The following is a 24,361-nucleotide window of genomic DNA, read 5'->3' as shown; positions in this document are numbered from 1 at the left end:
ATGACGGTCGCGGAGTCCCCGGCCGAGCCGCTGCTGTCCGTACGGGACCTCGCGGTGGCGTTCCGCACCCGTGAAGGCGAGGTGCCCGCGGTGCGCGAGGTCTCCTTCGACCTGGCCCGAGGAGAGATCCTCGGGCTGGTCGGGGAGTCCGGTTCGGGAAAGAGCACGGTGCTCGGCGCGCTCACGCGCATGCTCGCGCGCAACGCGCGGATCACGTCGGGGCGGATCGGCTTCGACGGCACCGACCTGCTGGCCCTGCGGGAGCCGGCGATGCGGCGGCTTCGCGGCGAACGCATCGGCCTGATCCCGCAGCGGCCGATGACCTCGCTGTCACCGGCCACCAGCATCGGCCGCCAGCTGCGCTGGCACCTGGACGGGCTCGACGACGCCGGGCGGCTCAAGGAACTGCTCGGCGGGGTCGGGCTGGACGCCCTCCTCGACCGGCTGGACGGCTACCCGTTCGAGTTCTCCGGCGGCCAGCTCCAGCGCCTGCTCATCGCCGTCGCCGCGCTCGGCAAGCAGCCGGACCTGCTGCTGGCCGACGAACCGACGACAACGCTCGACGCCACCGTTCAGGCGCAGGTGCTGCGGCTGCTGCTGGGGTTGCGCGACCGGGTCGGGTCGGCGATGGTGTTCGTCACCCACGACCTCGGCGTGATCTCCCAGATCAGCGATCGAATCGGCGTCATGTACGCGGGCCGGCTCGTCGAGGTCGCCCCGGCCAGGGAGCTGTTCGCCGCCCCCCGGCATCCGTACACGCGGGCGCTGCTGGCGGCGATCCCCGGCCGGCACCGGCGAGGTGAGCCGCTGCGCACCATTCCGGGCACGGTCACCGGTGCGAACCGCCTGAGCGGTTGCCCCTTCGCCCCACGCTGCGCCGCCGCCCTGGACCTGTGCCGCGAGGAGAACCCGGCACCACGTGAGACGGGGGCCTCGCTGGTGCGCTGCCACCGGGCGGGAGAAGATCTATGAGCGTCATCAGCGCCGAGCGGCTCAGCAAGCACTACCGCATCCGGTCGGGCGGTCGCGGTCCCGACCGCGTGGTGCACGCCGTCGACGACGTCTCGTTCGAGCTGGAGGCGGGCAGCACGCTCGCGATCGTCGGCGAGTCCGGCTGCGGCAAGTCGACGATCGCCCGGATGCTGGTCCGGCTGACCGAGCCGACCGCCGGCCGGATCCTCGTCCAGGGCCGGGACACGACGGACCGGCGCGCGATACAGCTCGTCTCGCAGAATCCCTGGTCGGCGCTGAACCGGCGCAAGAGCATCCGGCACGCGCTGGAACAGCCGCTCGCGGTTCACCGGCTGTATCCGGACCGCGCGGCACGGGCCGCACGGGTCCGTGAGCTGCTGGAGCTGGTCGGCCTCACCGAGGAGTACCTCGATCGCCGGCCCGGTGGCGTGAGCGGCGGCGAGCTGCAGCGGGTGACCGTCGCACGGGCCCTGGCCGTCGAGCCGCGGGTGCTCGTCCTGGACGAGCCGACCGCCAGCCTCGACGTCAGCGTCAAGGCACTGCTGGTGAACCTGCTCGCCGACCTGCGGCGGCGGCTCGGTCTCAGCTACGTGCTCATCACCCACGAGATCGACATCGCACGGCATCTGGCCGACCGGGTCGCGGTCATGTACCTCGGCCGGATCGTCGAGACCGGTGACGCCGAGCAGGTGTTCACCGACCCCCGCCACCCGTACACCCGGGCGCTGCTGGCCGCCGTGCCCGGCCTCGAGTCCCGGGAACCGGCGGCCCTGCTGACAGGGGAGGTGCCGTCCGCCGTGTCCCCGCCGTCCGGTTGCCGGTTCCACACCCGCTGCCCGATGGCCGTCGACGCCTGCGGGCGTACCGAGCCGGCGCTCGAGCCCGAGGCGGACGGCCGCCGGGTGGCCTGCCTCCGGCTGACCGAACTCGCCGCTCCCCACTCCTCCTGAACGGAGACGAATCCAATGAGCACGCACGACATGGCACTCACCCAGGCCACCGACGGCGGGTACGCGACCGTCCCGCTGGCCAAGGACGTATGGACGCTCGGTGTGGTCCAGTCCCGGGTGAACGCGGCCCCCGACCGGGCGGCCATGAAGGTGAACCTCGACCACATGCTGCACCTGATCGACAACTCGTTCCGGGTGGGATTCGGCGCGGCTCCGGATCTGCTCTTCTTCCACGAGTTCCCGATCAGCGGCTGGGACCGGTGGGACAAGGCCGAGACCGAGCGGCGCTGCATCGAGATCCCGGGTGAGGAGACCGAACTGATCGCCGCCAAGGCCCGGCAGTACCGCTGCTACATCGCCTTCGGCGCCTATGTCCGGGACCCGGACTGGCCGGGGCACGTGCTCAGCGTCACCACGTTGATCGGCCCGGACGGCGAGATCGTGGCCAAGCACTGGAAGTCGCGCAACGTCAAGGGCGTCTTCAGCGGCTTCGAGCTGTTCACCACCACCGTGTACGACGTCCTGGACGAGTACATCGAGAAGTACGGCCGGGACGAGGTCGTTCCGGTGGCCCGTACGCCACTGGGGAACATCTCCATGTCGTCCACCCAGCTGGAGCCGGAGCTGTTCCGGACCGCGGCGATCAAGGGCGCCGAGGTCTTCCTCCGCACCGCGACGGGCGGCTTCAGCGAGATCGACGTCAGAGCCACGGCCCTGCACAACCGGGCGTACTGCGCGATCGTCAATAATTCGGTGCTCGCGGCGGAGACCAATTACTTCGAGGACACCGGGGCCGGCGGCTCGGCGATCTACGGCCCGGATGGCGAGGCGATAGCGTCGGCCGACAGCAAGTTCGAGAAGCTGGTCCTCGGCCAGATCCCGATCGGAGCGTTCCGGGCCCGGCACCGCCAGCCGGACATTCACTGGGATCTGTACCGGCCGGTCTTCGACCGCTACCGGAGCCGATTCGAGCCGAACCTCTACACGCCCTATCAGCCGATCGGCTTGGAGGACGCCGGAAGCTATCTGCAGGGCAGGTCGCGCTGGCGCTGAGCCTGCGATCGACGATTTCCGGGCGGTGATTCAGGAAAGGCCGACCAGGCGGCCAACCGCAAGACGTGGGTCACGCGGTGGCCGCCCGGCCGGCCAATCGGATCAAGCAGTGGGGCGGTCTGGCCTTCCGCTTCGACAAGACCCTCGAGAGCCGTCTCGCCGGCCTCTACTTACGAGGTGCCATCTTGTGGATTCGAAGCCTCCGGCCCGCCTGAAGATCCGAACTCCGTGCACTCCTAGTCGAGGCGACGCCTGCCGTACAGGCTGACGGCCAGGATGACTCCGACCGCGGCGAGAACCACCTGGATGATCAGTTCGATCCAGTCGATGCCGCGGGTGTCGGCGACTCCCAGGGCTCCGGCGATCGCCGTGCCGATGAGGGCGGCGATGATGCCGATCACGATGGTCAGCCAGATGGGGATGCTCTGACGTCCAGGTACAACGAGCCGGCCAAGCGCGCCGATGATGAGACCGATGATTATGGCGGAAATGATGCCTGTTACGGCCATTACTTCACGCTCCCAGGGTTGACTGTCCCAGCTTGTGCCCTTGCGATCCGGTTCGACACATAACGAATCGGTAGCATGTTGTCCGCCACCGTGTTCGTCCAGCTCACACAGGCCGTCAGAACAAGCGCGCCCTCCGTCGTGGCGGGACGTCACGCTATTCGGGGCCTTGGGCCAGGTGCCGCGCTCGTACGAGGCGAGAGGCGCTCATCCGGTGCTCTGCTGGCGTAGCAGGCCGGCCAGAACGTCCTTGAGTGTGACGACGCCCAGCACCTGGTCGTTCTCGTCGGTCACCGCCGAGAGCTGGGCGCGCTGGGCACGCATTGTCGCCAGCACCTCTGCCAAGGTCGTGGACGCCGGGATGCGGGGCAAGGCGCGTACCGGTAGCGGACGGCCCGGCCTGTGCCCGTTCAACGCGTCCAACGCGTGCAGATAACCGCGCAGGTCACCGGGATGATCCCCCTGGACGGGAAAGCGGGAGTGGCCATACCGCCCGGAGTACTGCTGCAGCTGAACGGCATCCGTTGTCGCCGGGACGCTGACCACGTGGTTCAGCGGCACGAGTACGGAGCGGACCGGGGCGGCCCGCAGCGCCAGAGTCGCGATCATACGATCGCGCTCGTCCTCATCAAGCAGCCGATGCTGGCGCGATTCCTCGATCAGCGCCGGCAACTCCTCGGGCGTGTAGACGGACCGGACCTCCTCCGACGGGGGAATGCGCAGAATCCGGAGCACCCCGGACGCAAGCGCCTGGATCATGGCCAGCAGCGGACGGGTCGCCCGCGCGACGACCAGCAGCGGGGGCACCATCCACAGCGCGGCCCTGTCCGGTCCGGACAGGGCCAGGTTCTTGGGCACCATCTCACCGATGATCACATGCGCGGAGACCACGAGGAACAGAGCGAGAGCGAACGAGACCGGATGCACCAGTTCGAGCGGAAGGCCGAGCCGGGCGAAAGCGGGCTCGACGGCGTGGGCCACGACGGGCTCGGCGACGGCACCCAAAGCGAGCGACGCGAGTGTCACGCCGAGTTGGGCGGCGGCGAGCATGGTGGGCACTGTGTCCATCGCCGTCAGGACAGCGCGGGCGCGGCGTGAGCCGGCCTGGGCCAGCGGCTCGATCTGTGTACGGCGAGCCGAGATGAGGGCGAACTCGGAGCCGACGAAGAACCCGTTGGCCCCCAGCAGGACGACGAGGATCAGTGCGTCGAAGAGAGTCACGCCTCACCTCCCGCAAGAGGCGGGGCCGTCACGCTGATCTGCTCCACACGGCGCCCCAGGACCGTGTCGACACGCAACGTCCAGCCGTCGACCTCCACCTCGTCCCCGGGGACGGGAAGGCGGCCGAGGCGGGCCATGACCAGTCCCGCCAGGGTCTCATAGGGCCCTTCCGGCATCCGGAAACCCGTACGCTCCTCGATCTCGTCCGCGTGCAGCAGAGCGGGCACCTCGATGGAGGCTCCGGGGGAGAGGTGGGCCGGCTCGGGGGCCGCGGACTCCTCACCCGGCAGGTCGTACTCGTCGGCGACATCGCCGACGAGTTCCTCGACCAGGTCCTCGACCGTCACGATGCCGGCGAAGCCACCGTATTCGTCCACCACCACGGCCACCTCGGCGTCAGCGAGGGTGAGCCGCTCCTGCACCGTCGTCAGATCCAGCGAGTCGGGAACCAGAAGAGGCGATCGGCCGATCGCGGTCACCGGGGTGTGCGCTCGGTCGTCCGCCGGAACCGCGAAGGCGTCCGGGATGCTGGCGATGCCGAGTACGTCGTCGACCTCGTCGCCGGAGATCGGCAGACGCAGGTGACGTTCTCGCCGGGCGAGGGCGAGGAAGTCGGCGACGCTGGAGCTGTGCGGGACGGTCACGCACCGGGTGCGGGGCGTCATCGCCTCGGCGGCCGTCTTGTCGCCGAAGCGCAAAGCTCGATGCAACATCGCGGCGGTGCTCGACGGAAGGGTTCCCGCTTCGGCGGAAAGGCGCAGCAGGAGGCTCAACTCGTCGGGAGAGCGGGCGGAGGCCAGTTCGTCCTGCGGCTCGGCGCCCAGGCGACGAACGATCGCGTTGGCGACGGCGTTGCACGCCTTGATAAGCGGCGCGAACGCCGTGGAGAAGGCTCGTTGCGGCCGGGTGACCATCCGGGCCACGGCCAGCGGCGTGGCGAGCGCCGCGTTCTTGGGCACCAGCTCTCCCAGCACCATCTGGCTCACCGTGGCGAGGAAAATCGCAAGAACACCCGCCGCGCCCTTTCCCACATCAGCGGGAATCCCGGGTAACAGCCGCAGGACGGGGTGGAGGAGGTCGGCGATCGCCGGCTCTGCGATGACGCCCAGCAGGAGAGACGTGATGGTGATGCCGAGTTGGGCGCCCGAGAGGTGGAAGGACAGCCGCTGCAACGCGGCCTCGATTCCCTGCGCTCCCCGATCTCCCGCCGCGGCGAGTTGGTGCACCTGACCGCGCTCTACCGTGACCAGGGAGAACTCGGCGGCGACGAAGAGCCCGTTCGCCACGATCAGGGCCAGTGCGGCGAGCAGGAAGAGCAGATCAAGGATCAATCCTCAGCGTCCTCCCCTTGGACGAGCCGTGGCCAGGCTGTTGTTTCATCCTCTTCCCGTCACGCGGCGCTCGGTAGACCTGTGGTCAAGAAGCGACGGATAGGGCCCAGCGGAGGAGGAGCTTTCATCGACCAGCCGATGGAAGGGCAGCAGAAGCGGCACGCAAGTCGACTTGCCTGGTCGAAACGCGGCGTTCGCGCCTTGATGGAAGCGTCACGCGCGAAAAGTAGCACCTCAGCCGTGCCCGGGAAAACCGTGCAGATTGGTGAGGCAACGTTCCTCGTCGTATGTCGTAGGTGTCATCGCGGCTTTGGTCGGTACGGCGATCGCCGGCGTTTTCGGCGGTCGCCGGTGGGCCGGCCGGTGCCGAGTGGAAGGCGGGCAAGGCTGCAGTCGGCTGATGGCTGCCGGCGTCCCGCTGTATCTAGACTGGGCATCCGCGGGACCGGCCGGGACAGGAGATCGACAGTGGCGCCGAGTGGCTTCGAGGACCCCTCTCCGGAGGTGCTGGCCGAGGCCGCCGCGGCGTTCGGGTTGCTGGCCTCACCCGCGCGGTTGCACATCGTCTGGGCTCTGGCGCAGCACGAGAGCGACGTGAGCGGGCTGGCCAAACGAGTCGGCGGCGCTCTGCCCGCGGTCAGCCAGCATCTGGCCAAGCTGAAGCTGGCCGGGCTGGTACGGTCGCGGCGCGAGGGACGCCGGGTGGTCTATCTGGTGGACAACCAGGACGTCGTGGCCACCGTCCAGTGGCTGATCGGCCGATTGGCCGAGCGCGCGGGCGATGCCGAGACGGCCGGAGGGGCTCGTGGTCTGGGCGCCTGACGCCCCGCCAGCAACGGTCGGCGATCCTCCGGGCGACAGGCTGCCCGATTGCCTGTCGCTCGCCGATGTCGCGGGGCACACCCGCCTCGAGGTGCTGCGGTCGCTGGACAGCGGGCCGGGCGGGCTCCTGGAGGAGGAGGCCGAGACGCGCCTGTCGCTGCTCGGCGAGAACACGCTCCCGGAGCGGCATCCGGCCTCGTGGCCGCGGCGGTTCGTGCGCTGTCTCAAAGACCCTTTCACCCTGGTGCTGCTGTGTCTCGGGCTGGTCTCCGCGCTCATCGCCTCGTGGGGGACGGCCTGCGTCATCGTGATCCTGGTCGCCGTCACCTGCGTGTTGAGGTCCAACGGCGAGTATCGGGCAGATCGTTCCACCGCGGCTCTGCGTAAGCTCCTGGGCGCCACGGCGACGGTACGGCGACGGTCCGGTGAGCGGGCTGCCGGGCGGGTCACGTCAGTGGAGCGGGAGATTCCCGCCGATCAGCTGGTCCCGGGCGATGTGATCAAACTGGGGCCGGGCGACCTCGTGCCCGCCGACGTTCGACTGCTGCGCTCCAGCGGTCTCACGGTTCACCAGGCGGCGCTCACCGGAGAGTCGGCTCCCGTGGTCAAGCAGGCGGTCGACGTGCCCGAAGGCGCGGACCACGGGCACCTGTGCTGGCAGGGCAGCAGCGTGGCCTCCGGCAGCGCTCTCGCGGTGATCGTGGCCACGGGGGCCGCTACCCGCTTCGCGGGCGTCCACCAGCAGGACACGCAGAGGCTGTCGGCCTTCGACCGATCCGTCAACGGGATCTCCTGGATCCTCGTGCGGCTGATGCTGCTCGTTCCGCCGCTCGCCCTCGTGGCCAACGCGGTCCTCCGCGGGCGAGGGCTGGAGGCGCTGCCGTTCTCCGTGGCCGTGGCGGTGGGGCTGACGCCGGAGATGCTCCCCGTCGTCGTCACCACGGCGCTGGCCAGGGGATCGGCCACCCTGGCCCGCAGCCACGCCGTGATCGTCAAACGGCTGCCCGCCCTGCACGATCTGGGGGCGATCGATGTCCTGTGCACGGACAAAACCGGCACACTCACCCAGGATCGGCCCAGGCTCGATCGCTCGGTCGACCACGAGGGCCGCCCCGACCCCGAGGTGCTGCGCTGGGCCGCGGTCAACAGCTTCTGGACCCTCCATCTCGCGGACCCTCCGACGCCTGACCCGTTGGACGAGGCGATCCTCGAGGTGGAACTGGATCTCGGTGAGTACGAGGGGGTGGACGCTCTTGCCTTCGACCCGGTGCTCCGGATCTCCTGCGCCGTCGTGTCCCACCCCGCGCGTCCGGACACACACGTCGTCGTCAAGGGCGCCGTCGAAGACGTGCTGGATCGCAGCGTGCGTACGCGGGACGCCCCTCTCGATCCCGGGTCGCGCCGGCGGTTGCGGCGCCTTGCCGCGCGGCTGGCCGGCAAGGGGCTGCGGGTGCTCGCCGTCGGGCTCGCCGAGCGGCCTGGATCTCACCGCCCGGGCGACGAGCGCGGACTGACCTTCCTCGGGTTCGTCGCGATGCGCGACACGCTCGCGCCGTACGCCGCGGAGGCGCTGGCGGACCTCGCCAGGCACGGCGTGGCGGTGAAGGTCCTGACGGGGGATCACCCGGCGACCGCCGCTCGCGTGTGCCGGGACCTGGGCCTGGACCCGGGCGCGGTCGTGGCCGCCGAGCGGATCGACAGCCTTGACGACGCGGCACTGGCGGACCTCGCCCGCCGGTCGACCGTCTTCGCACGGTGCACCGCCGAGCACAAGGCGCGGCTGGTACGGGTGCTGCGGACGGCGGGCCACACGACCGGTTTCCTCGGTGACGGGGTCAACGACCTGCCCGCCATGCGCGCCGCCGACGTCGGCGTCTGCCCGCGTGACGCGGTGGACGTGACGCGCGAGGCCGCCGACGTAGTGCTCGCCGCCAAGGATCTCTCCGCCATCGGCGAGGGGATCGTCGTCGGGCGGCGCAGCACGGGCAACATCGCGACCTATCTGAGGGTGGCGCTGTCGTCCAACTTCGGCAACGTGATCGCGATGCTCGGGGCGGGGCTGCTGCTGCCCTTCCTGCCCATGCTGCCCGCCCAGGTCCTGGTGCAGAATCTCTGTTTCGACGCCGCCCAGCTGGCCTTCGCCTTCGACCGGGAGGCCCCCGGCATCGTGCGGCGCCCGATCCTGGTGCGCCCGCGGGACCTCCTGCGTTTCGTCGCCGCCTTCGGCACCCTCAACGCCGTCGCGGACCTCGCCACGTTCGCCGCGCTGATGTGGGCCGTCCCCGAGGCCGCCACGCCGAGCGGGCAGTCCGCCTTCCACAGCGGGTGGTTGACGGAGAACCTGCTCACCCAGGCCCTGGTCATGCTGCTCCTGCGTCCGGGCCGGCAGGTGTCCCGCCCGCTGAAGGCGGCGACCGGAGCGCTGGCCTGCCTGAGCCTGCTGTTGCCGCTTTCACCGGTGGCGCCCGCCCTCGGGCTGACCGCACTGCCGATCGCCTACTACCTGCTCCTCGCGGTCGTCATCGCCCTGTACGGCGCGGTGCTGTGGGCGCTCAGCCATGCGAGAGATCGGCGCAGGGATCGTCGTCGGCCGAGCGCATCGTGCGACTGAGAGCCGAGGGCAGCGCGCTGGGAGTGGGCGCGCTCGCATAGCTCGTGCCGAGGATCATCGTGATGCCGGGCGCCACGACAGACTCACGCCGCGCGCCGCGGAACAATCGCGCGACGGTCAGCGCCGGCTCACGCCCGCCGGGGGCGTGCATGCTCATCCCTGCACTCCCGCACCCAACGGTTGTATAGTTGCGCAATGTAGCAAGCATCGTGCGGCCGACGGCGATTGCGAGGGCGGGACATGCGGCCACGGGGACGTTCCTTAGACGGGACGCAACGGATCGTCGCTCTCATGCTGTGGGCGCTGATATGTCTGCTCGACCTGTATCAGATGTCCGGGCTCGCCATGAGCGTCTGAGCCGCCGCCTGAGGCGGCGGCCTTTCGCCGTTCGTCTGAGGGACCAGCCGCCGTTGGCACGCGGCTCTCGTATCTCCAAGAAGGATCACCTGAATGGCGCTGTTGAAGCGGTCGAGCACGTCGGCTTCGAGGGACGGGGGACGCATGTCCCTCATCGAGCACATCCGTGAGTTGCGGAACCGGCTGATCAAAGTGATCCTCGCCGCCATCGCCGGAACTGCCATCGGGTTCGCCTTCTTCGACCCGATCTGGACGTTCATGACGGGGCCGTTCTGCCGGCTTCCCGAGGCCTACAAACTGAGCGGCGGCGAGGGGTGCACGCTGGTCGTGCGCGGCATCGTGGACGGTTTCTTCGTCAACCTGAAGGTCGCCGTGATGTTCGGCGTGGTGGTGTCCGCCCCTGTCTGGCTGTACCAGGTGTGGGCATTCGTCGCGCCCGGCCTGTATCGGAATGAACGGCGTTACTCGCTCGGATTCCTCGGCCTGTCCATTCCGCTGTTCGGCGCCGGCGCGGCCCTGGCGTACCTGACGATGGACCAGGGCCTCTCCCTGCTCCTCGGATTCGTGCCCAACGGCGCCATCCCGCTCATCGACGTGAACGACTACCTCTCGTTTCTGCTGATGATGCTGGTGATCTTCGGCGTCTCCTTTCTCATGCCGCTGCTGATGGTGTTCCTCAACCTGGTCGGCGTGCTGAGGTATCGGCCCGTGGCCAAGCATCAGCGGATGGTCGTCTTCCTCTTGTTCGTCTTCGCGGGCGTGGCGACGCCCAGCCAGGACCCGTTCACGATGCTGGCTCTCGCACTGCCCATGGTCGGGTTGTTCTATATCGCCGTGGCGGTCATGTACTTCCGCGATCGGAAGCGGGAGGCAGAAGAAGCCGCACGCACCCAGGCCATCGAAGAAGAACTGGACGGCACCACCACAGCAGGCGTCGAATAACCGGTTTCGGGATCCAGCGGCACAACATGCAGGCACCCGGCCGTAGCGGCCCCGGGAGACCTCAGCCGAGGCCGTGCACCCGCTTGTACTCCAGGGCGTAGGCCAGCTTGCCGGGCTTGGCGTCGGAGTACGGCTTGCTCAGCTTGTCGAACTCGCCCTTGTTGGCCGCCTTGCCGTCGTTCCATTGGTTCAGCGCGCCCAGCTGGGCGGCGGTGAAGCCGCTGTCGACCACGTTGTCCTTGGGCAACGCGGTCATCGCCTCGGTCACTCCCTTGACGGTGGCCAGGTAGCCGGCGAGGTCCCTCTGGTTCCAGCCGGCCAGGTCGATCGGCTTGGCGTCACGAACCCAGTCGCCCCAGTAGAACTCCTGGAACGGCAGGCCGTTCTGCGCGTAGCCGATGTCGCGGCCGAAGTAGAGCAGGCTGCGGTACTTGTCGTCGGTGAAGTTGGCCAACCCCACGCCGGTCGGCAGCTTGTTCACCTTGACCGGGCTGCCGTCGGGGTCGCGCAGCCACACCCACTTGTGCGCCCGCATCTCGTCCCAGAAGTCCTGACGGGTGAGAGTGCTCAGGTTGGCCACCACCCGGAGCCGTACGTGCAGGTCGGCGCCGGCGTCGGGCGTCTCGAAGAAGGAGGTGAGCGTGTGGTGTCCATCGGTGAGGAACGGCTCACCCCCGGGACCGATCACGACGGTCTTCATGGCCGCGATGCTGTCCGCCGTCTCCGCGCCGACCGCGAGCTGACACGTGAACGAGGACGGGTCGTCCAAGCGGGCGCCGGGCGACACCGTCGCCGCCGCCACCCGGCCGTCGGCCTCGCACCAGTCGTCGAACTTCTTGTTGACCGCGTCCTTGCCCAGTGTGTAGCGGCCGAGCTTGTAGTACACCTCGTCATAACCCAGCGACGGCTGGGTCGGGTGCACGTCGCCGATCCGGACGTCGAGCAGGTCACCAGGCTCCGCACACAAGTACTTCGCGAACGGCGTGCTGCGATTGTCGTGGCCGCAGAACGACGGCCGCGCACCCGGCGAACCGGGCGCGGCGAGCGCGACCGGCGCTGAGACGGCGACGCCGACCCCGGCGACGGCGGCGAGGGCCGCCCCACGTACCGAGGCCCGGCGGGACGGAAATCTGAAGCGCATGGCACCTGCTCCTGGTCGGCGACGCGGATGTCCACGGTGAGGGTGCCGGTAATCAGCCAACCCGAGAGATCACGAACCTGTCATCCAGGAAAACCAGCGGCGAATTATCGCCTCCAGTGGCTGAAGGTGCGACAGATCGACAGCTGTCCGTGTGGCCTGGGTCGCGGCACCACTCGAGCATCACGTGCCGTTGTCGGCGGCGCAGGAGTCCTGGGTGGCGTCGAAGCCGTTCAGCGCCTCGTCGTCATCGGCCCGCGGCGCCCGCAGGCCCTTCCAGTCGTCTCCGATGGTCAGCACGAGGCGGGAGGTGGTCGCGCGGTCGACCAGCGTCGGAACGCCGGATTTCAGGTCCTTGGACAGAGTGAGTACGCGGGAGGCGCCGTTGGGGGAGTACAGAATCGTGGTCTTCGGATACGGCTTGCGCCGGGCGTCGCCGATCTTGACGATGTGGTAGCCGCGCTGTTCGAGAGCCGCGGCCACCTGGGTGGCCAGGCCGCCGCGGGTGGTGCCGTTGCGGACCTCGATGTGCACCTTGGAGCGGGGCACCTTGTTCTGCCCGCCTTTGACGCCCGAGCCGGCGATGTTCTTGTCGGCTGCGACAATCTGAAACAGCCTTCCGGCCTGCGGCTGCACCCACTCGACGCGTCCTGGGTTGCTGATCGAATAGCGCCAGGGCACGGTGATGAACCGGATCTGTCCGGCGGTCAGGCCTTGGGCGCTGTCCGCCAGATCCTTCATCACACCCACGGTGAGCTTGGGATCGGTGGTCACGGATTTGGTGGCCGCGTCGAGGAAGCCGAACAGCCGGGCGGGATCGGTGAGCGTCTGGCCGCTCATCACCTTCTTGACCATTGAGGCGATGAACATCTGCTGGCGCTGGATACGGCCGATGTCTGACCCGTCGCCCAGGCTGTAGCGCGCCCGGACATAGCCCAGGGCCTGCTCGCCCTTCAAGGTCTGCCGTCCGGCAGGCAGGTCGAGCAGGGCCTTCTTGTCGTGGATGGGCTCGGGGACGCAGACCTCCACGCCCCCGATCGCGTTCACCATGTCCTTGAAACCGGTGAAGTCGACCGTGACGAAGTGGTCGATACGAATGCCGGTGAGCGTCTCGATGGTCTTCCAGGTACAGGCGATTCCCCCGGAGGCGTACGACTCATTGATCATCCCGAGGTGTGGTCGCTGCCCCGCAAGATCTCCCTTGGCACGGCAGGCGGGCAACTGGACCAGTGAATCGCGCGGAAAGCTGATGATCATGGCGTTGTCCCGCTTGGGGGAGATGTGCGCCAGCATGAGCGTGTCGGTGCGCTGCCCGGAGATTCGGTGGCCGTACCTCGCGTTCTTGCCATCCCTCTCGTCCGAGCCGACGACCAGCACGTTGAGTGCGCTCGTGGGAGCCTTGGGCGGGCGGGTCGCGCTCAGATCATCGGTGGTGACGTCGATGTGTTTGACGTTGTTGGTCAGCTTCAGGTAGGCGCCGCCTGTGACGGCGACGGCCACCAACGCGATCGTCGCGAGGATCGCGACCAGCCACCACAGCCACCGCCTGCGGCGCGGGGATGGAGTATCAGCGGGCGAAGACGGCGGAGCATCGACAAGCCCCCTGCTCACGTGCTACTCCAGGAAGTCGAGCCAGGGCCACCGCACCTGACCAAAGCCACACCGTCGTCATTTGCAACATTGCGCAAACGTTGATGAGTGTACTGACTTTCGCATATGCCCGGAAGCGGCTCCTGCCTGGTCTGGCCCTTCGCCGGCGGGTTGGTGGGCCTGGCCTGGGCCGTCATGAGAGGCAGGCTCACGTGTCCGGTGAGGTGAGGAACCCGGCGGTAGCTGCCGGCATGGCACCGTGGACCGCCTCCTCGTAGTCGCCGACGCGTGGATCAGCAGGAACAAGATGTGACGAGTGGCGTCTTCGGCAGTCCACGGGCCCCGGTCGCGCACCTCGGCCGGCAAACCGAACCGATGGCCTGGCTCGGTCCTCCGCGGTCAGGAGTCCATCCGCCAACGGCCTCCACACTCTCCGCACGGGACCAGCCGACGCCCCCGTACGGCTATGCCCTGCTTCGATGGCTACCGAAAGCGTCGTACAGCGTCCTCTGCCGCAGGCCAGTTCCCGCGCAACCGCTCCAGGTATGACCGGGCCACCTGCCCGAGCTCTGCTCCTTGTGCGAACGCCTTCATATTGCCCGGCCCAGCGTTGTAGCCAAGAGCGAGCAGCTCATTTTTCGTGTACGGAGCAGGCCATTTCGCCGGTAGGTGCTCGGCAAGGTCGTGGAGATACCACGCCGCGGCCTCAATGGCCAGATCGGGGTCGTCGGGTAGCTCCTGCCATTCTCGGGCTGCGAAGTCACGCCCCCGCTTGGCCTCGTCAAAGGTGGCCTTGTGCATATTGGCTATACCGAAGGCGGCATCTGGCTTGATCTTCTGCCAGGCCCGCTCCAGCGCTGGATCATGCGGCTTGTTCGACTCGTTCATCAAGATTGCCATCAGCAGCCGTGGATTCACTCCGGCCCTGGCCGCGTGGGTGGCGACCTGAGCAGCGAAGTGTGCAGGTGTGCGATCCATACCGGAGCTGGAGGAACGCGGAGCGCTCGGCTCTGAATGCGGTGCCCCGGAATTGCCGGTCGCAGGGGATCTGGGGGGAAAGGGCTGGTGATCCTCCCCGCAGGCAGCGGTGAACCCGAACACCGCTATACCGACGGCCACTGCGGCGATGCCGTGACGGCCGCCTCGACGCTTCCGCATCCTTTTGACTCCTCACTCCACCGCTGCGAATGCCCGGCTCCCGAGACATGTAACAGAGAGACTCCTCAGACCCCGGATCTGCGTCACGGCCGACTGAAGGCGACGGAAGTGCGATACCCAGAAGGGCGCTGCTCGGCCCCTTGCCCACCCGGCGATCGTCGACACACGGGTGAGGACGACGGCGATGCGGTAGGCGGCCGCGGCCGAACCGGAAAAGCAGATGTTCGGTACTGTCCTGCTGCGTGTCACAGGGCGCGGACGTCGAGATTCCCGGGGAGCTATGAACAAGCTGATGGAGCCGCGCGAGGGCAGATCCGCAGTCGAGGTACTGCTCTCGCCCGCCGGCATCTGGCGCGCCGGGCTCGCCCTGGCGGCCGTCGCCGCCGCGCTGTTCTTCGTGCGCTTCGTGCTGGTCGAGGCGGGTTCGCTGATCGTCATGCTGGTGGTGGCCTGGTTCATCTCGCTGGCCATGGAACCAGCCGTACGCCGGCTTTCTGTGCGCATGCGCCGTGGCAGGGCCGCACTGTTGGTGATGACATTGTTCATCGTTGCCGTGGTGGTCTTCCTGGTCCTGTTCGGCAACCTTTTCGTCCAGCAGGTCGCCGTGTTGCTGGAGATGCTGCCCGGCGTCGTCACCGGTGCCGTCGACTGGCTCAACACTCGTCTCGGCACGAGATATGAGATCTCCGACATCCTCGCCTCCATCAACCTGACTCCGCAGCAGGCCGCCGAGTACGCGCAGGGCGTGCTCGGCGGTGTGCTGGGCCTGCTGGGGACGGTGACGGGGGCAGTCTTCAACGCGTTTGCTCTCCTGCTGTTGACGTTCTACTTGTCGGCCGACGGGCCGAGGCTGCGCCGGTGGATCGCGCAACTGCTGCCCGGCCGGTTCCAGCGGGTCTTCATCAGCGTCTGGGACGTATCAACGATCAAGACCGGTGGGTATGTCTCCTCCCGGCTGATTCTGGCCACTGTCAATGGCGCCGCCTCCGCCCTGGTGTTCCTGGCGCTGGGCATGCCGTCGTGGTTCGCGCTCGCGGTGTGGACGGGAGTGGTCGCACAGTTTGTGCCCAGCATCGGCACCTACATCGCGATCGCCCTGCCAGTGGTGGTAGGGCTGGTCTCGCCCCGGCCCTGGGTCGGGTTGGCGGCACTGGGCTGGGGGGTGCTGTACCAGCAGGTGGAGAACCTGGTGCTGGAGCCGAGAATCAGCGCGCGGACGGTGGACATCCATCCGGGGGTGTCGTTCGCGGCCGTGATCTTTGGGACGTCGCTGTTCGGCGTGGTAGGTGCGCTGCTGGCCGTGCCCGTGGTGGCCATGCTGCTATCGCTGGTCGAGATGTTTGTCACCCATCAGGAACTACAGGAAGCCCCCGCCGCCGAACCGGCGCCGTCAGCGGCCAAGAGCGAGGCGAGCTCGCCGAACTGATGAAGCGCAAGACGTGAAACGCTGAGCGCAGTGGCCCTCGCACCCGGTCACGGCGGACCCTCGTAGCCCGCCGGCGGCGTAGTCACCCTGCCCATGACGGCGTCGACTTCCCGCGCCGCGGCACACCCGCGCACGCCGAGCGTCCCGTTCTCGGCGCCGCGATCCACCGTTGAAGCAGGCTCCGCCGCCTCCGTACCAGCATGAGGCCCGCGACGATGAGCTCACCGGTGCCCATCAGGAAGGCGTCTGCGCCCAGCAGCCACACCACCGCAGGCAGCCGGGCCTTGCCGGCGGCACCGGCCGCACCGTCAACGCGGCCAGGTGATGTGGCGGCCGAGGTATCCGGCGTGGTGGAGGAAGGGGAGGCGATGGACGCGGCATGCCGCTCGCGGAGACGCCGCCGACGACATCACCGCGTTTCGCCGACTTCCCACCAGCAGCACTGGAAGAGGATCTGGTCGACCGGCTCGCCGGGTGCGTTCGTAATCACACCGTGACGATGATCGGTCTTGTGTTACCTGCTGTTAACGCTCACAGTGTTGGCCAGACGCCGTAGAAAGGAAGCCGTCGGTGGGATCGAGCCCGGAGCGTCGCCTCCCTTTGGGGGAAGGCGTGCTGAAGCTGGGGGATGCCGCGCCAGACGGTCGTGCCAGACCCCGAGGGAATCCGCGGTGCTGTCGGCGGTCCCCGCGTGGAGGTGCCCCTCCAGTGAATCGAGACTGACGGCTCCACCGGACGTGTGAGTCTCGCCGCCCGGCTCGCTACAAGGTGCCCCTCGCTCTCCTGCAGGAAAAGAGAGCAGTCCATGGTGGCGGCAAAAATGTTAGCGCTAACGCAAGGAATGTGACCGAGGAGGCGGGCCGGAGCTTGGCTCGCTGCCCATTCGTATGAGGCTTACATGACAAGGAATGTTAGCGCTAACAAGTGACGAGTCGCAGGAGGTTGCAAGAGGAATGGCATGGTCAAGGGAATCCTGAGGGCGACGACGAGCGTCGGGACCGCCCTCGCGGTCATCGGTGCCCTCGCCTCGGCCGTACCGGCGGCCGCTGCGGCGACCGGCCCGATTCTGACGTATACATTCGACCGGTTACCCGCGCCGGGACTACCGGTGGCCGCGAATGCGGTGGTCGAGGACCAGGAGGGTCACCACGACGGCGTCGTGGTGAACGCGGGCGCGTCCGTCGTCGCGGGCCCGTCGGGGCTCGACGGGGACCGGGCGTTGTCGTTGCCCGGAGGCGCCAACACGTCGGCGGCTCCTTTCGTACGCATCGCTCCGGGGCTGCTCGACGGCACCGCCGGCGACGTCACGCTCTCGGCGTGGGTCAAGTGGAGCGGTTCCCCGGCGTGCACCTGGCCGTACACGCTCGGCTCCGACGTCAACAAGCATGTGCTCGCGACGACGCAGTGCGGCAGTTACGGCTATGGCGCGATCAAGAACGGTGCCAACACGGAGGTGCGGGCCACGGCCGGCACCGCGGTTCCGAGCGGCACATGGGCGCATCTGGCGGTGGTGGTCGACGGCGGCAGCTTCATCAAGACCTACATCAACGGTGTGGAGGTCGGCTCCGCCGCGACGACTCACACGGCCGCCGCCGCGGTGGGTGCCGCGACCTTCTCCGGCTACCTGGGCAAGTCGTTCTACAGTGCGGACGCGTACTGGAAGGGCGCGATCGACGACTTCAGCGTGTACGCGTCGGCCTTGACCGGTGCGCAGGTCGCCGCCCTCGGCGAACCCGTTTTCGAGCGCATCGCCCAGGCCGACATCGCCGCGATCTCCCTCGGAGACACCGGCGCGGTGACCGGAAACCTCGCTCTTCCGGTCAAGGGATCGGGCGGGTCGACGCTCACGTGGGCGAGCAGCGACCCGGCCGTGGTGAGCCCGGCCGGTGCGGTCACCCGGCCCGCCGCGGGCTCCCCGGACGCGACCGTCGAGCTCACCCCGACCGCCACCTTCGGCACGAAGCCGGTTCAGGGTTCCGCCATACGGGTCACGGTCAAGGCCTGGCCGGCGGGTGAAGGCCCCGACACGGCCCTCGTGGCGGAGATCGTCAAGGCGCTTCCGAAGCTGCCGGCCTTCACCGCGCCGGTGCGCGGCAGCATCACCCTGCCCGAGACGGGTGGCGACCTGCCGGCCTCGCTCGGCGTGTCCGACGCCTCGCGTGCCGTGATCACATGGTCCTCCTCGGACTCCTCGGCGATCACGGACACCGACAGGGGAACCACGCCGAACGTGACCAAGAAGGGCTCGGTCACGCGCGGGAAGACGGCCAAGCAGGTCACCCTCACCGCGACCGTCACCGTGGGGGATGTCAAGGACAGCGTCGACATCGACGTCGAGGTGCCGGCCATGCCGGACGTCGACGAGTCCGACTACGAGGCGTACGTGTTCGCGTACTTCACCGGGGACAACATCGACGGAGAGAAGATCCGGCTGGCGACCTCGGACGGCAACAACGCCCTGAAGTGGCAGAACCTCAACAACGCCCAGCCCATCCTAGAGTCCACCAAGGGCGACATGGGCCTGCGCGACCCCTTCATCATGCGGTCGAAGGAGGGGGACCGGTTCTTCCTCATCGCCACCGACCTGTCGGTCGGCCGTGAGGGCTGGGGGGACCAGACGGTCAACGGCAGCCGGTACCTGGAGATCTGGGAGTCCACCGACCTGGTCCACTGGGGTGAGCAGCGGCATGTGCTCGTGTCCCCGGAGACGGCCGGCATGACGTGGGCGCCGGAGGCGTACTACGACGACACCATCGACGCGTACGTCGTCTACTGGACGTCGACGATGTACACCGACGCGTCGCACTCCACACATGACGGCAACGGCCCGCAGATCTTCTACGCCACCACGCGTGACTTCGTCACCTTCTCCGACCCGGTTCCGTGGTTCAAGGCGGCCGACGAGCCGGGCCTGGTCAAGGCCGGCGGCCTCATCGACTCCACGGTGCTCAAGGACGGCGACACCTACTACAGGTTCACCAAGGGCACCCAGGTCAGCGGTTGTGCTTCCCCCGACATCCTCGGCCAGAAGTCGGCCACGCTGCGCGCGACGAACTGGACGCTGATCGACCAGTGCATCGGCCGGACGGCGGGCACTCCCGAGGTCGAGGGCCCGAGCGTGTTCAAGGCCAACCCCGGCGACACCCATGGCGGCAAGTACTACCTGTGGGTGGACAACTACGGCGGGGTGGGCTACATCCCGCTCACGACCGACTCCCTCAAGGGCGACATCGACTGGCGCATCCCGCCCGTCTACTCCCTTCCCGTCCGGCCCCGTCACGGCACCGTGATGGGCATCACCCGCGAGGAGCGCGACAGTCTGGCCGGCGCCTTCGCCGCCGATCTCCTCGTCACCTCGGTCGAGCCGGTGAACGCCCCCATCGCGGCGGGCACCCGCACCCTCACCCTCCCCGAGACCGTCAAGGCGACGTTCAAGGACGGCCACACCGCCGAGGTCGCGGTCACCTGGGACGCCTTCGACCTGTCGTCGCTGACGAAGGCCGGCGACAGCCTGACCGTGAAGGGCAAGCTCGGCAACGGCGCCGCGACACCCGCCACAGTGGTGGTCACGGTGACGTCGGACCCGATCCCGCTCGCCTCGCTCACCGTGACGGGCGCGTCGCACACGCTGCGTACCGGGGCGACCTCCACCCTGAAGGCCGTGGTCAGCCCCTTCAACGCCACCGTCGCCGGCGTGAACTGGACGAGCAGCCGTCCGGACGTCGCGACGGTCGACGAGGCCGGCGTCGTCACGGCCGTCGCCAAGGGCAGCACCACGATCACCGCCAAGGCGGGGGACAAGACGGCCGGCTACGCGCTCGACGTCGTCACGCCTCCGGCGGACCTCCTGCTGCGCTACGGCTTCGACGACCCGTCCGCCACCACGCCGGGGTCGCGGCTCACCGACCTGTCCGGCCGTGGGTTCGACGGCCGGGTCAGCGGGGACGGAGCCACGTCCACCGAGGGCCGCACCGGGGCGGCGGGCGATTCGGCCCTGCGTCTCCCCGGCGGGACCAACGCGTCGACGGCCGCGTACGTGACCATTCCCCAGGGGGTCATCCCGCCGGACGCCGACGACCTCACCGTCTCCGCCTGGGTGCGCTGGGACGGGGCCGGTTCGTGTGAGTGGGCGTTCGGCCTGGGCGAGAGCAGCACACGCAACCTCTTCGCCAGCCCCCGCTGCGGCAACACCCTCATATCGGGAGTCAAGGTCGGCGCCGCCGAGGTCCGGGCCACCGGATCCGCCCCGTTGAGCACGCAGAAGTGGTCGCACGTGACCGTGGTCCTCGACGGTGGCTCGTCCATCACGACGTACGTCGACGGCAGCAAGGTCGACTCGAAGCCGACCACCTACAAGGCAGGGCAGCTGGCGGGGTCGGCGGGCTTCGACGGCTACCTCGGCAAGTCGCTCTACTCCGCCGACCCCTATCTGGGCGGGGCTCTCGACGACTTCCGGGTCTACGGCAGGGCCCTGACCGCAGACGAGGTCGCGCACCTCGGCGATCCGGACACCACTCCGACCGTTCCGTTGAGGGTGGTGGCGTCGTCGCGGTGTGTGGGGTCGTCGGCGTACGTGGCGGTGACGGCGGTCAACGGCGCGGACGTGCCGGCGACGGTGACGCTGACGACCCCATATGGGTCGAAGACGGTGGCCGACGTGGCTCCGGGCAAGCAGGCCTACCAGTCGTTCAACGCCCGGGTGAAGCAGCTGCCGGCCGGCGAGGTGACGGTAGCCGGAACCGCGACGGTCGGCGGGCAGCCGGTCACCACCTCCTACCAGGCCGCCTACCCCGCCATCAGCTGCGGCTAGTCCCTCGGGGGCGTGCGGCACGCGATGCCGTACGCCCCCCGCACCCCCCGAAGGAGTCCCTCTTGAAGTTACGCACATCGGCCGCGGCACGTGTCGCCGCCGCGGCCGCCACGTCCCTCACGGTTCTCGCACCACAGCCCTCGTCCGCGGCGAGCGCGCAGGCCCAGCCGATCGCCTGGTATCCCATGGACGAGACCACCGGCACGACCCTGCACAACGCCGTCTCCGGCTCGTCGTTCGGCGCGGCGACGCTCGTGAACGGTGCGACGCCGAAGGGCGGCGAGGGAGTGGCGCTCGACGGGACCGACGGCTACGTGCGCCTGCCCGACAACCTGCTCGCCGGACTGGACTCGGTGACCGTGTCCGTGGACGTGTGGATCGATTCCGGCCAGGCGACGCCGTACTTCATCTACGGGCTCGGCGTCTCCTCGACCGGCGGATATCTGTTCACGACCGGTGACACCTACCGTTCGGCGATCACCAAGACCACCTACAGCGCCGAGCAGAACACGAACAAGGGCTCGGCCCTGGCCAGGGGCGGCTGGAAGACGCTGACCTACACGCTCGACGACGCGACCGACACGGCCACCCTGTACGAGGACGGACGTCAGGTCGCCCGCAACACCGCGGTGACGATCAAGCCGTCGGAGATCGGCAACGGGGTCACGACCGCCAACTACGTGGGAAGGTCGCTGTACAGCGCGGACAAGTACCTGAAGGGAAAGGTGCGCGACTTCCGCCTCTACAACCGGGCGCTCACCTCGGACGAACTGGTCGGCGACCAGCTCAGGGCCGCCGTACGGCAGTTCACGCTCGGGGACACGAGCGGCGTGACGACCGACCTCGTCCTGCCGGACACGGCCGGCGACGGGATCGCGGTGACGTGGCAGTCCAGCGCTCCCGGCGTGGTCGACGCCACGGGCAGGGTGACGCTCACGGATCAGCCGGGCACCGCCGTCCTCACCGCCACGCTGGCGAAGGCGGACCTCACGGCGACGAAGACGTTCATCGTCACGACACTTTCACGGTCGGCCGCGGCCGACGCCCTGGCCGACGGGTACGTGATCCCGCCGGTGGTCGCGTCGGGTTTCACTGCGCCGAGCGCTCCCGCGGGCCTGACCCTCGACCTGAGCAGTGACGATCCCGCGGTCACCGCGACCGGTGGTGTGCTGACCGCGAGCGGAGACGAGCCCGTCGACGCGCACATCACGGCGAAGGTCACCGACGGGGACGAGGTCGTGGCACGCAAGATGTTCGCCGTCAGGGTGCTCCCGGCGTCCAAGGCGCGTTATGTGATGAGCTACACCCGCACGCCCACCGCGGACGGGAACAACTACAACGGCAACCTCGCCTACAGCATGCACCTCGCCCTGGGCACCACCCCGGCGTCCTTTCAGGCGCTGAACGAGAACTACGGCGTGTTGTTCGCCAAGGCCGTGCCGACCACCACGCTGGACGTCAACCAGATCCGCACGCTCCGCGACCCGTACGTCTTCCACCAGCCGGACGGGACGTTCGGCGTCGTCGCGACGCGGTCGCTGTCCTCCGGCGCCGGCGACGGCTCGGCCGCGTCGTCCATGCTCTACTTCACCTCCGCCGACCTGCGCACCTACACGGAGAAGGGCCTGGTCGACCTCGGCACCACCGGGGGCGTGAACCGGCCCCAGGTCACCTGGGACTCCGCCGCCGGGCACTACCTGGTGCGCTGGGCCGACGACGGCGGAAACCTGCGGTACGTGACCATGAGCAAGCTGGACGACTCGGGCTCTCGGTCCGAAGGACGTGCGGCGACCGGTGTCCTCCAGGCGCCGGGTGTGACCACGTCCATCACCGGCGCCGTGCCGTCCAACGTGATTCCGGTCGACCTGGACGTGGCGGACAAGCTGCAGGTGCGATTCGGCCGCATCACCAACACGGCGGTCGAGGTGCAGGACCAGACCGTCCCCGCAGGCCAGGAGCCGGCGCTGGACAAGGTCAAGGCGCAGCTGACCTACTCGGACGGATCGACCGCGCAGCGCGCCGTCACCTGGAACGCCGACGACCTCGCCGCCGTCGACACCGGCAAGCCCGGCACGTACACCGTGCGGGGGACCGTGAAGCAGAACGACTACCCGTTCCCGTTCATCGAGGATCGGGCCGACCCGACCATCCAGGCCTACAAGGGCAAGTACTACTTCATCGCCACGGACGAGCTCAACGGCCACAAGCTGCTGATCAGGGCCGCGGACACGATCGCCGGTCTGCGCACCGCTCCGGACAACGCGTTCCTGAGTACGGACGTGGCCAACATCAAGGGGTGTTTCTGGGCGCCCGAACTGCACGAGTTCGCCGGCACCCTGCACGTCTTCTTCTCGCCCTGCATCGGGCAGGACGCATGGACGGCCGTTCAGTCGCATGTGCTCACCCTTAAGCCCGGCGGCGACCCCACCAAGGCCGCCGACTGGGATCCGCCGCAGCGCGTCCTCAAGGCGGACGGCTCGCCCCTGCAGTTGGACGCCGCCCATCCCGGCATCTCCCTGGACATGACGTACTTCGAGGCGGCCGGGAAGTCCTACGTCGCCTGGTCGCAGCGCTACATCACGGGTGGCGTCACCGGTGACGCCGAGATCTGGATCGCCACCATGGATCCGGCCGACCCGTACCGCCTGACGAGCGCCCCGGTCCGGATCGCGACCGCGGAGTATGGCTGGGACCACAACACCGCGGCCGTCGTCGAGGGACCGTTCGTCGTCGAGCACGACGGCGTCCTGTCGATGACCTACTCCGGTTCTGGCGTGGGACCGACCTATGTGGTCGGCCTGCTCACCGCCAAGGTCGGCGCCGACCTGACCCGGGCCGACTCGTGGTCGAAGCTCAACTACCCGGTCCTGAAGACCGACACCACGATCAACGTGTGGGGGCCGGGACACAACAGCTTCTCCTACGACGAGGACGGCAACCTGCTCATCGTCTTCCACGCCAAGCTCGGCTCCGGCGGGTCCCGCGACGTCGCCGTGCGGCGCGTGCACTGGGCCGCCGACGGCATGCCGATCCTCGACATGACCAAGGACGAGGAGGTCGCACCGGCGCGGCGCGACGTCAAGGTCGCCGTCACCGTCCTGCCGTCCTCGGCGACCGTTCCGTTGACGGTGGTGGCGTCGTCGCGGTGCGTGGGGTCGTCGGCGTACGTGGCGGTGACGGCGGTCAACGGCGCGGACGTGCCGGCGACGGTGACGCTGACGACGCCGTACGGGTCGAAGACGGTGGCCGACGTGGCTCCGGGCAAGCAGGCCTACCAGTCGTTCAACGCCCGGGTGAAGCAGCTGCCGGCCGGTGAGGTGACGGTCACCGGGGCCGCGACGATCGGCGGGCAGCCGGTCACCACCTCCTACCAGGCCGCCTACCCCGCCATCGGCTGCGGCTGACGGCACGCGCCCGGGAGGCGGCCCTGACCGCCTCCCGGGCGCCCGCGAATCCGGCGGCGAAGGCGCGGCG

At 68.8% G+C, this 24,361-nt stretch carries 16 protein-coding genes; 10 read left to right on the top strand and 6 right to left on the bottom strand.

The features are described from left to right. Genes ACQEVJ_RS26885 through ACQEVJ_RS26875 form a run of 3 tightly spaced genes read left to right on the top strand, consistent with a single transcriptional unit; the run spans position 1 to position 2,975 of the window. Positions 1-972, top strand: coding sequence for an ABC transporter ATP-binding protein (locus ACQEVJ_RS26885; RefSeq protein ID WP_433105646.1), 972 nt, complete (start codon positions 1-3; stop codon positions 970-972). Next, a complete protein-coding gene (locus ACQEVJ_RS26880) occupies positions 969-1,922 on the top strand; it encodes an oligopeptide/dipeptide ABC transporter ATP-binding protein (RefSeq protein WP_433105644.1) in 954 nt (317 codons plus the stop codon). Before ACQEVJ_RS26885 ends, ACQEVJ_RS26880 begins: the two co-directional genes overlap by 4 nt. Positions 1,923-1,937: 15 nt before the next feature. Continuing rightward, positions 1,938-2,975 (top strand): nitrilase-related carbon-nitrogen hydrolase, encoded by a 1,038-nt coding sequence (locus ACQEVJ_RS26875; RefSeq protein ID WP_433105642.1) that lies wholly within the window; start codon positions 1,938-1,940, stop codon positions 2,973-2,975. A 236-nt stretch (positions 2,976-3,211) separates the two neighbouring features. On the opposite strand, the gene ACQEVJ_RS26870 is transcribed toward ACQEVJ_RS26875, so the two are convergent. The 3 genes from ACQEVJ_RS26870 to ACQEVJ_RS26860 form a co-directional block, all read right to left on the bottom strand. Further along, positions 3,212-3,484, bottom strand: a complete 273-nt coding sequence (locus ACQEVJ_RS26870) for a GlsB/YeaQ/YmgE family stress response membrane protein (RefSeq protein WP_433105640.1) — start codon at positions 3,482-3,484, stop codon at positions 3,212-3,214. A 204-nt stretch (positions 3,485-3,688) separates the two neighbouring features. Continuing rightward, positions 3,689-4,702 (bottom strand): hemolysin family protein, encoded by a 1,014-nt coding sequence (locus ACQEVJ_RS26865; RefSeq protein ID WP_433105638.1) that lies wholly within the window; start codon positions 4,700-4,702, stop codon positions 3,689-3,691. Beyond that, positions 4,699-6,033 carry a hemolysin family protein gene (locus ACQEVJ_RS26860; RefSeq protein WP_433105636.1) on the bottom strand — a complete coding sequence of 445 codons (1,335 nt, stop codon included), beginning with the start codon at positions 6,031-6,033 and terminating at the stop codon, positions 4,699-4,701. The genes ACQEVJ_RS26865 and ACQEVJ_RS26860 overlap by 4 nt, the downstream gene beginning before the upstream one ends. 468 nt (positions 6,034-6,501) lie before the next feature. Here ACQEVJ_RS26860 and ACQEVJ_RS26855 point away from each other — a divergent pair, with 468 nt between their 5' ends. The 3 genes from ACQEVJ_RS26855 to tatC all read left to right on the top strand — a co-directional run bounded on the left by ACQEVJ_RS26855 (position 6,502) and on the right by tatC (position 10,765). Beyond that, positions 6,502-6,855, top strand: coding sequence for an ArsR/SmtB family transcription factor (locus tag ACQEVJ_RS26855; RefSeq protein WP_433105634.1), 354 nt, complete (start codon positions 6,502-6,504; stop codon positions 6,853-6,855). Continuing rightward, positions 6,815-9,466 carry a magnesium-translocating P-type ATPase gene (gene mgtA / locus ACQEVJ_RS26850; RefSeq protein WP_433105631.1) on the top strand — a complete coding sequence of 884 codons (2,652 nt, stop codon included), beginning with the start codon at positions 6,815-6,817 and terminating at the stop codon, positions 9,464-9,466. Before ACQEVJ_RS26855 ends, mgtA begins: the two co-directional genes overlap by 41 nt. A gap of 501 nt (positions 9,467-9,967) precedes the next feature. Beyond that, the gene (tatC, locus tag ACQEVJ_RS26845) at positions 9,968-10,765 is read left to right on the top strand and encodes a twin-arginine translocase subunit TatC (protein WP_433105629.1); all 798 of its coding nucleotides are present in this window, start codon (positions 9,968-9,970) and stop codon (positions 10,763-10,765) included. A gap of 61 nt (positions 10,766-10,826) precedes the next feature. Here tatC and ACQEVJ_RS26840 read toward each other — a convergent pair whose 3' ends face one another. From ACQEVJ_RS26840 to ACQEVJ_RS26830, 3 genes are all read right to left on the bottom strand, one after another. Beyond that, complete coding sequence (locus tag ACQEVJ_RS26840; RefSeq protein ID WP_433105627.1) at positions 10,827-11,906, bottom strand: ParB-like protein; 1,080 nt, start codon at positions 11,904-11,906, stop codon at positions 10,827-10,829. A 180-nt stretch (positions 11,907-12,086) separates the two neighbouring features. Then, complete coding sequence (locus ACQEVJ_RS26835) at positions 12,087-13,514, bottom strand: LCP family protein (RefSeq protein ID WP_433105625.1); 1,428 nt, start codon at positions 13,512-13,514, stop codon at positions 12,087-12,089. 462 nt (positions 13,515-13,976) lie between these two features. Next, positions 13,977-14,471 (bottom strand): transglycosylase SLT domain-containing protein, encoded by a 495-nt coding sequence (locus ACQEVJ_RS26830; protein WP_433105623.1) that lies wholly within the window; start codon positions 14,469-14,471, stop codon positions 13,977-13,979. Positions 14,472-14,931: 460 nt separating this feature from the next. Here ACQEVJ_RS26830 and ACQEVJ_RS26825 point away from each other — a divergent pair, with 460 nt between their 5' ends. The 4 genes from ACQEVJ_RS26825 (at position 14,932) to ACQEVJ_RS26810 (ending at position 24,291) form a co-directional block, all read left to right on the top strand. After that, the gene (locus ACQEVJ_RS26825) at positions 14,932-16,077 is read left to right on the top strand and encodes an AI-2E family transporter (RefSeq protein WP_433105621.1); all 1,146 of its coding nucleotides are present in this window, start codon (positions 14,932-14,934) and stop codon (positions 16,075-16,077) included. Between the two features lie 379 nt (positions 16,078-16,456). Continuing rightward, positions 16,457-16,633: a hypothetical protein gene (locus ACQEVJ_RS26820; protein ID WP_433105619.1), complete on the top strand. Its 177-nt coding sequence runs from the start codon at positions 16,457-16,459 to the stop codon at positions 16,631-16,633. 402 nt (positions 16,634-17,035) lie between these two features. After that, on the top strand, positions 17,036-20,887 hold the full coding sequence (locus ACQEVJ_RS26815; RefSeq protein ID WP_433105617.1) for a LamG-like jellyroll fold domain-containing protein: 3,852 nt from the start codon (positions 17,036-17,038) through the stop codon (positions 20,885-20,887). Between the two features lie 62 nt (positions 20,888-20,949). Beyond that, positions 20,950-24,291, top strand: coding sequence for a family 43 glycosylhydrolase (locus ACQEVJ_RS26810; protein WP_433105615.1), 3,342 nt, complete (start codon positions 20,950-20,952; stop codon positions 24,289-24,291). Positions 24,292-24,361: the final 70 nt, after the last annotated feature.

The organism is Microbispora sp. CA-102843 (assembly GCF_050936215.1).
GTDB lineage: Bacteria > Actinomycetota > Actinomycetes > Streptosporangiales > Streptosporangiaceae > Microbispora.
This window is presented reverse-complemented; position numbering and strand designations above follow the sequence as displayed.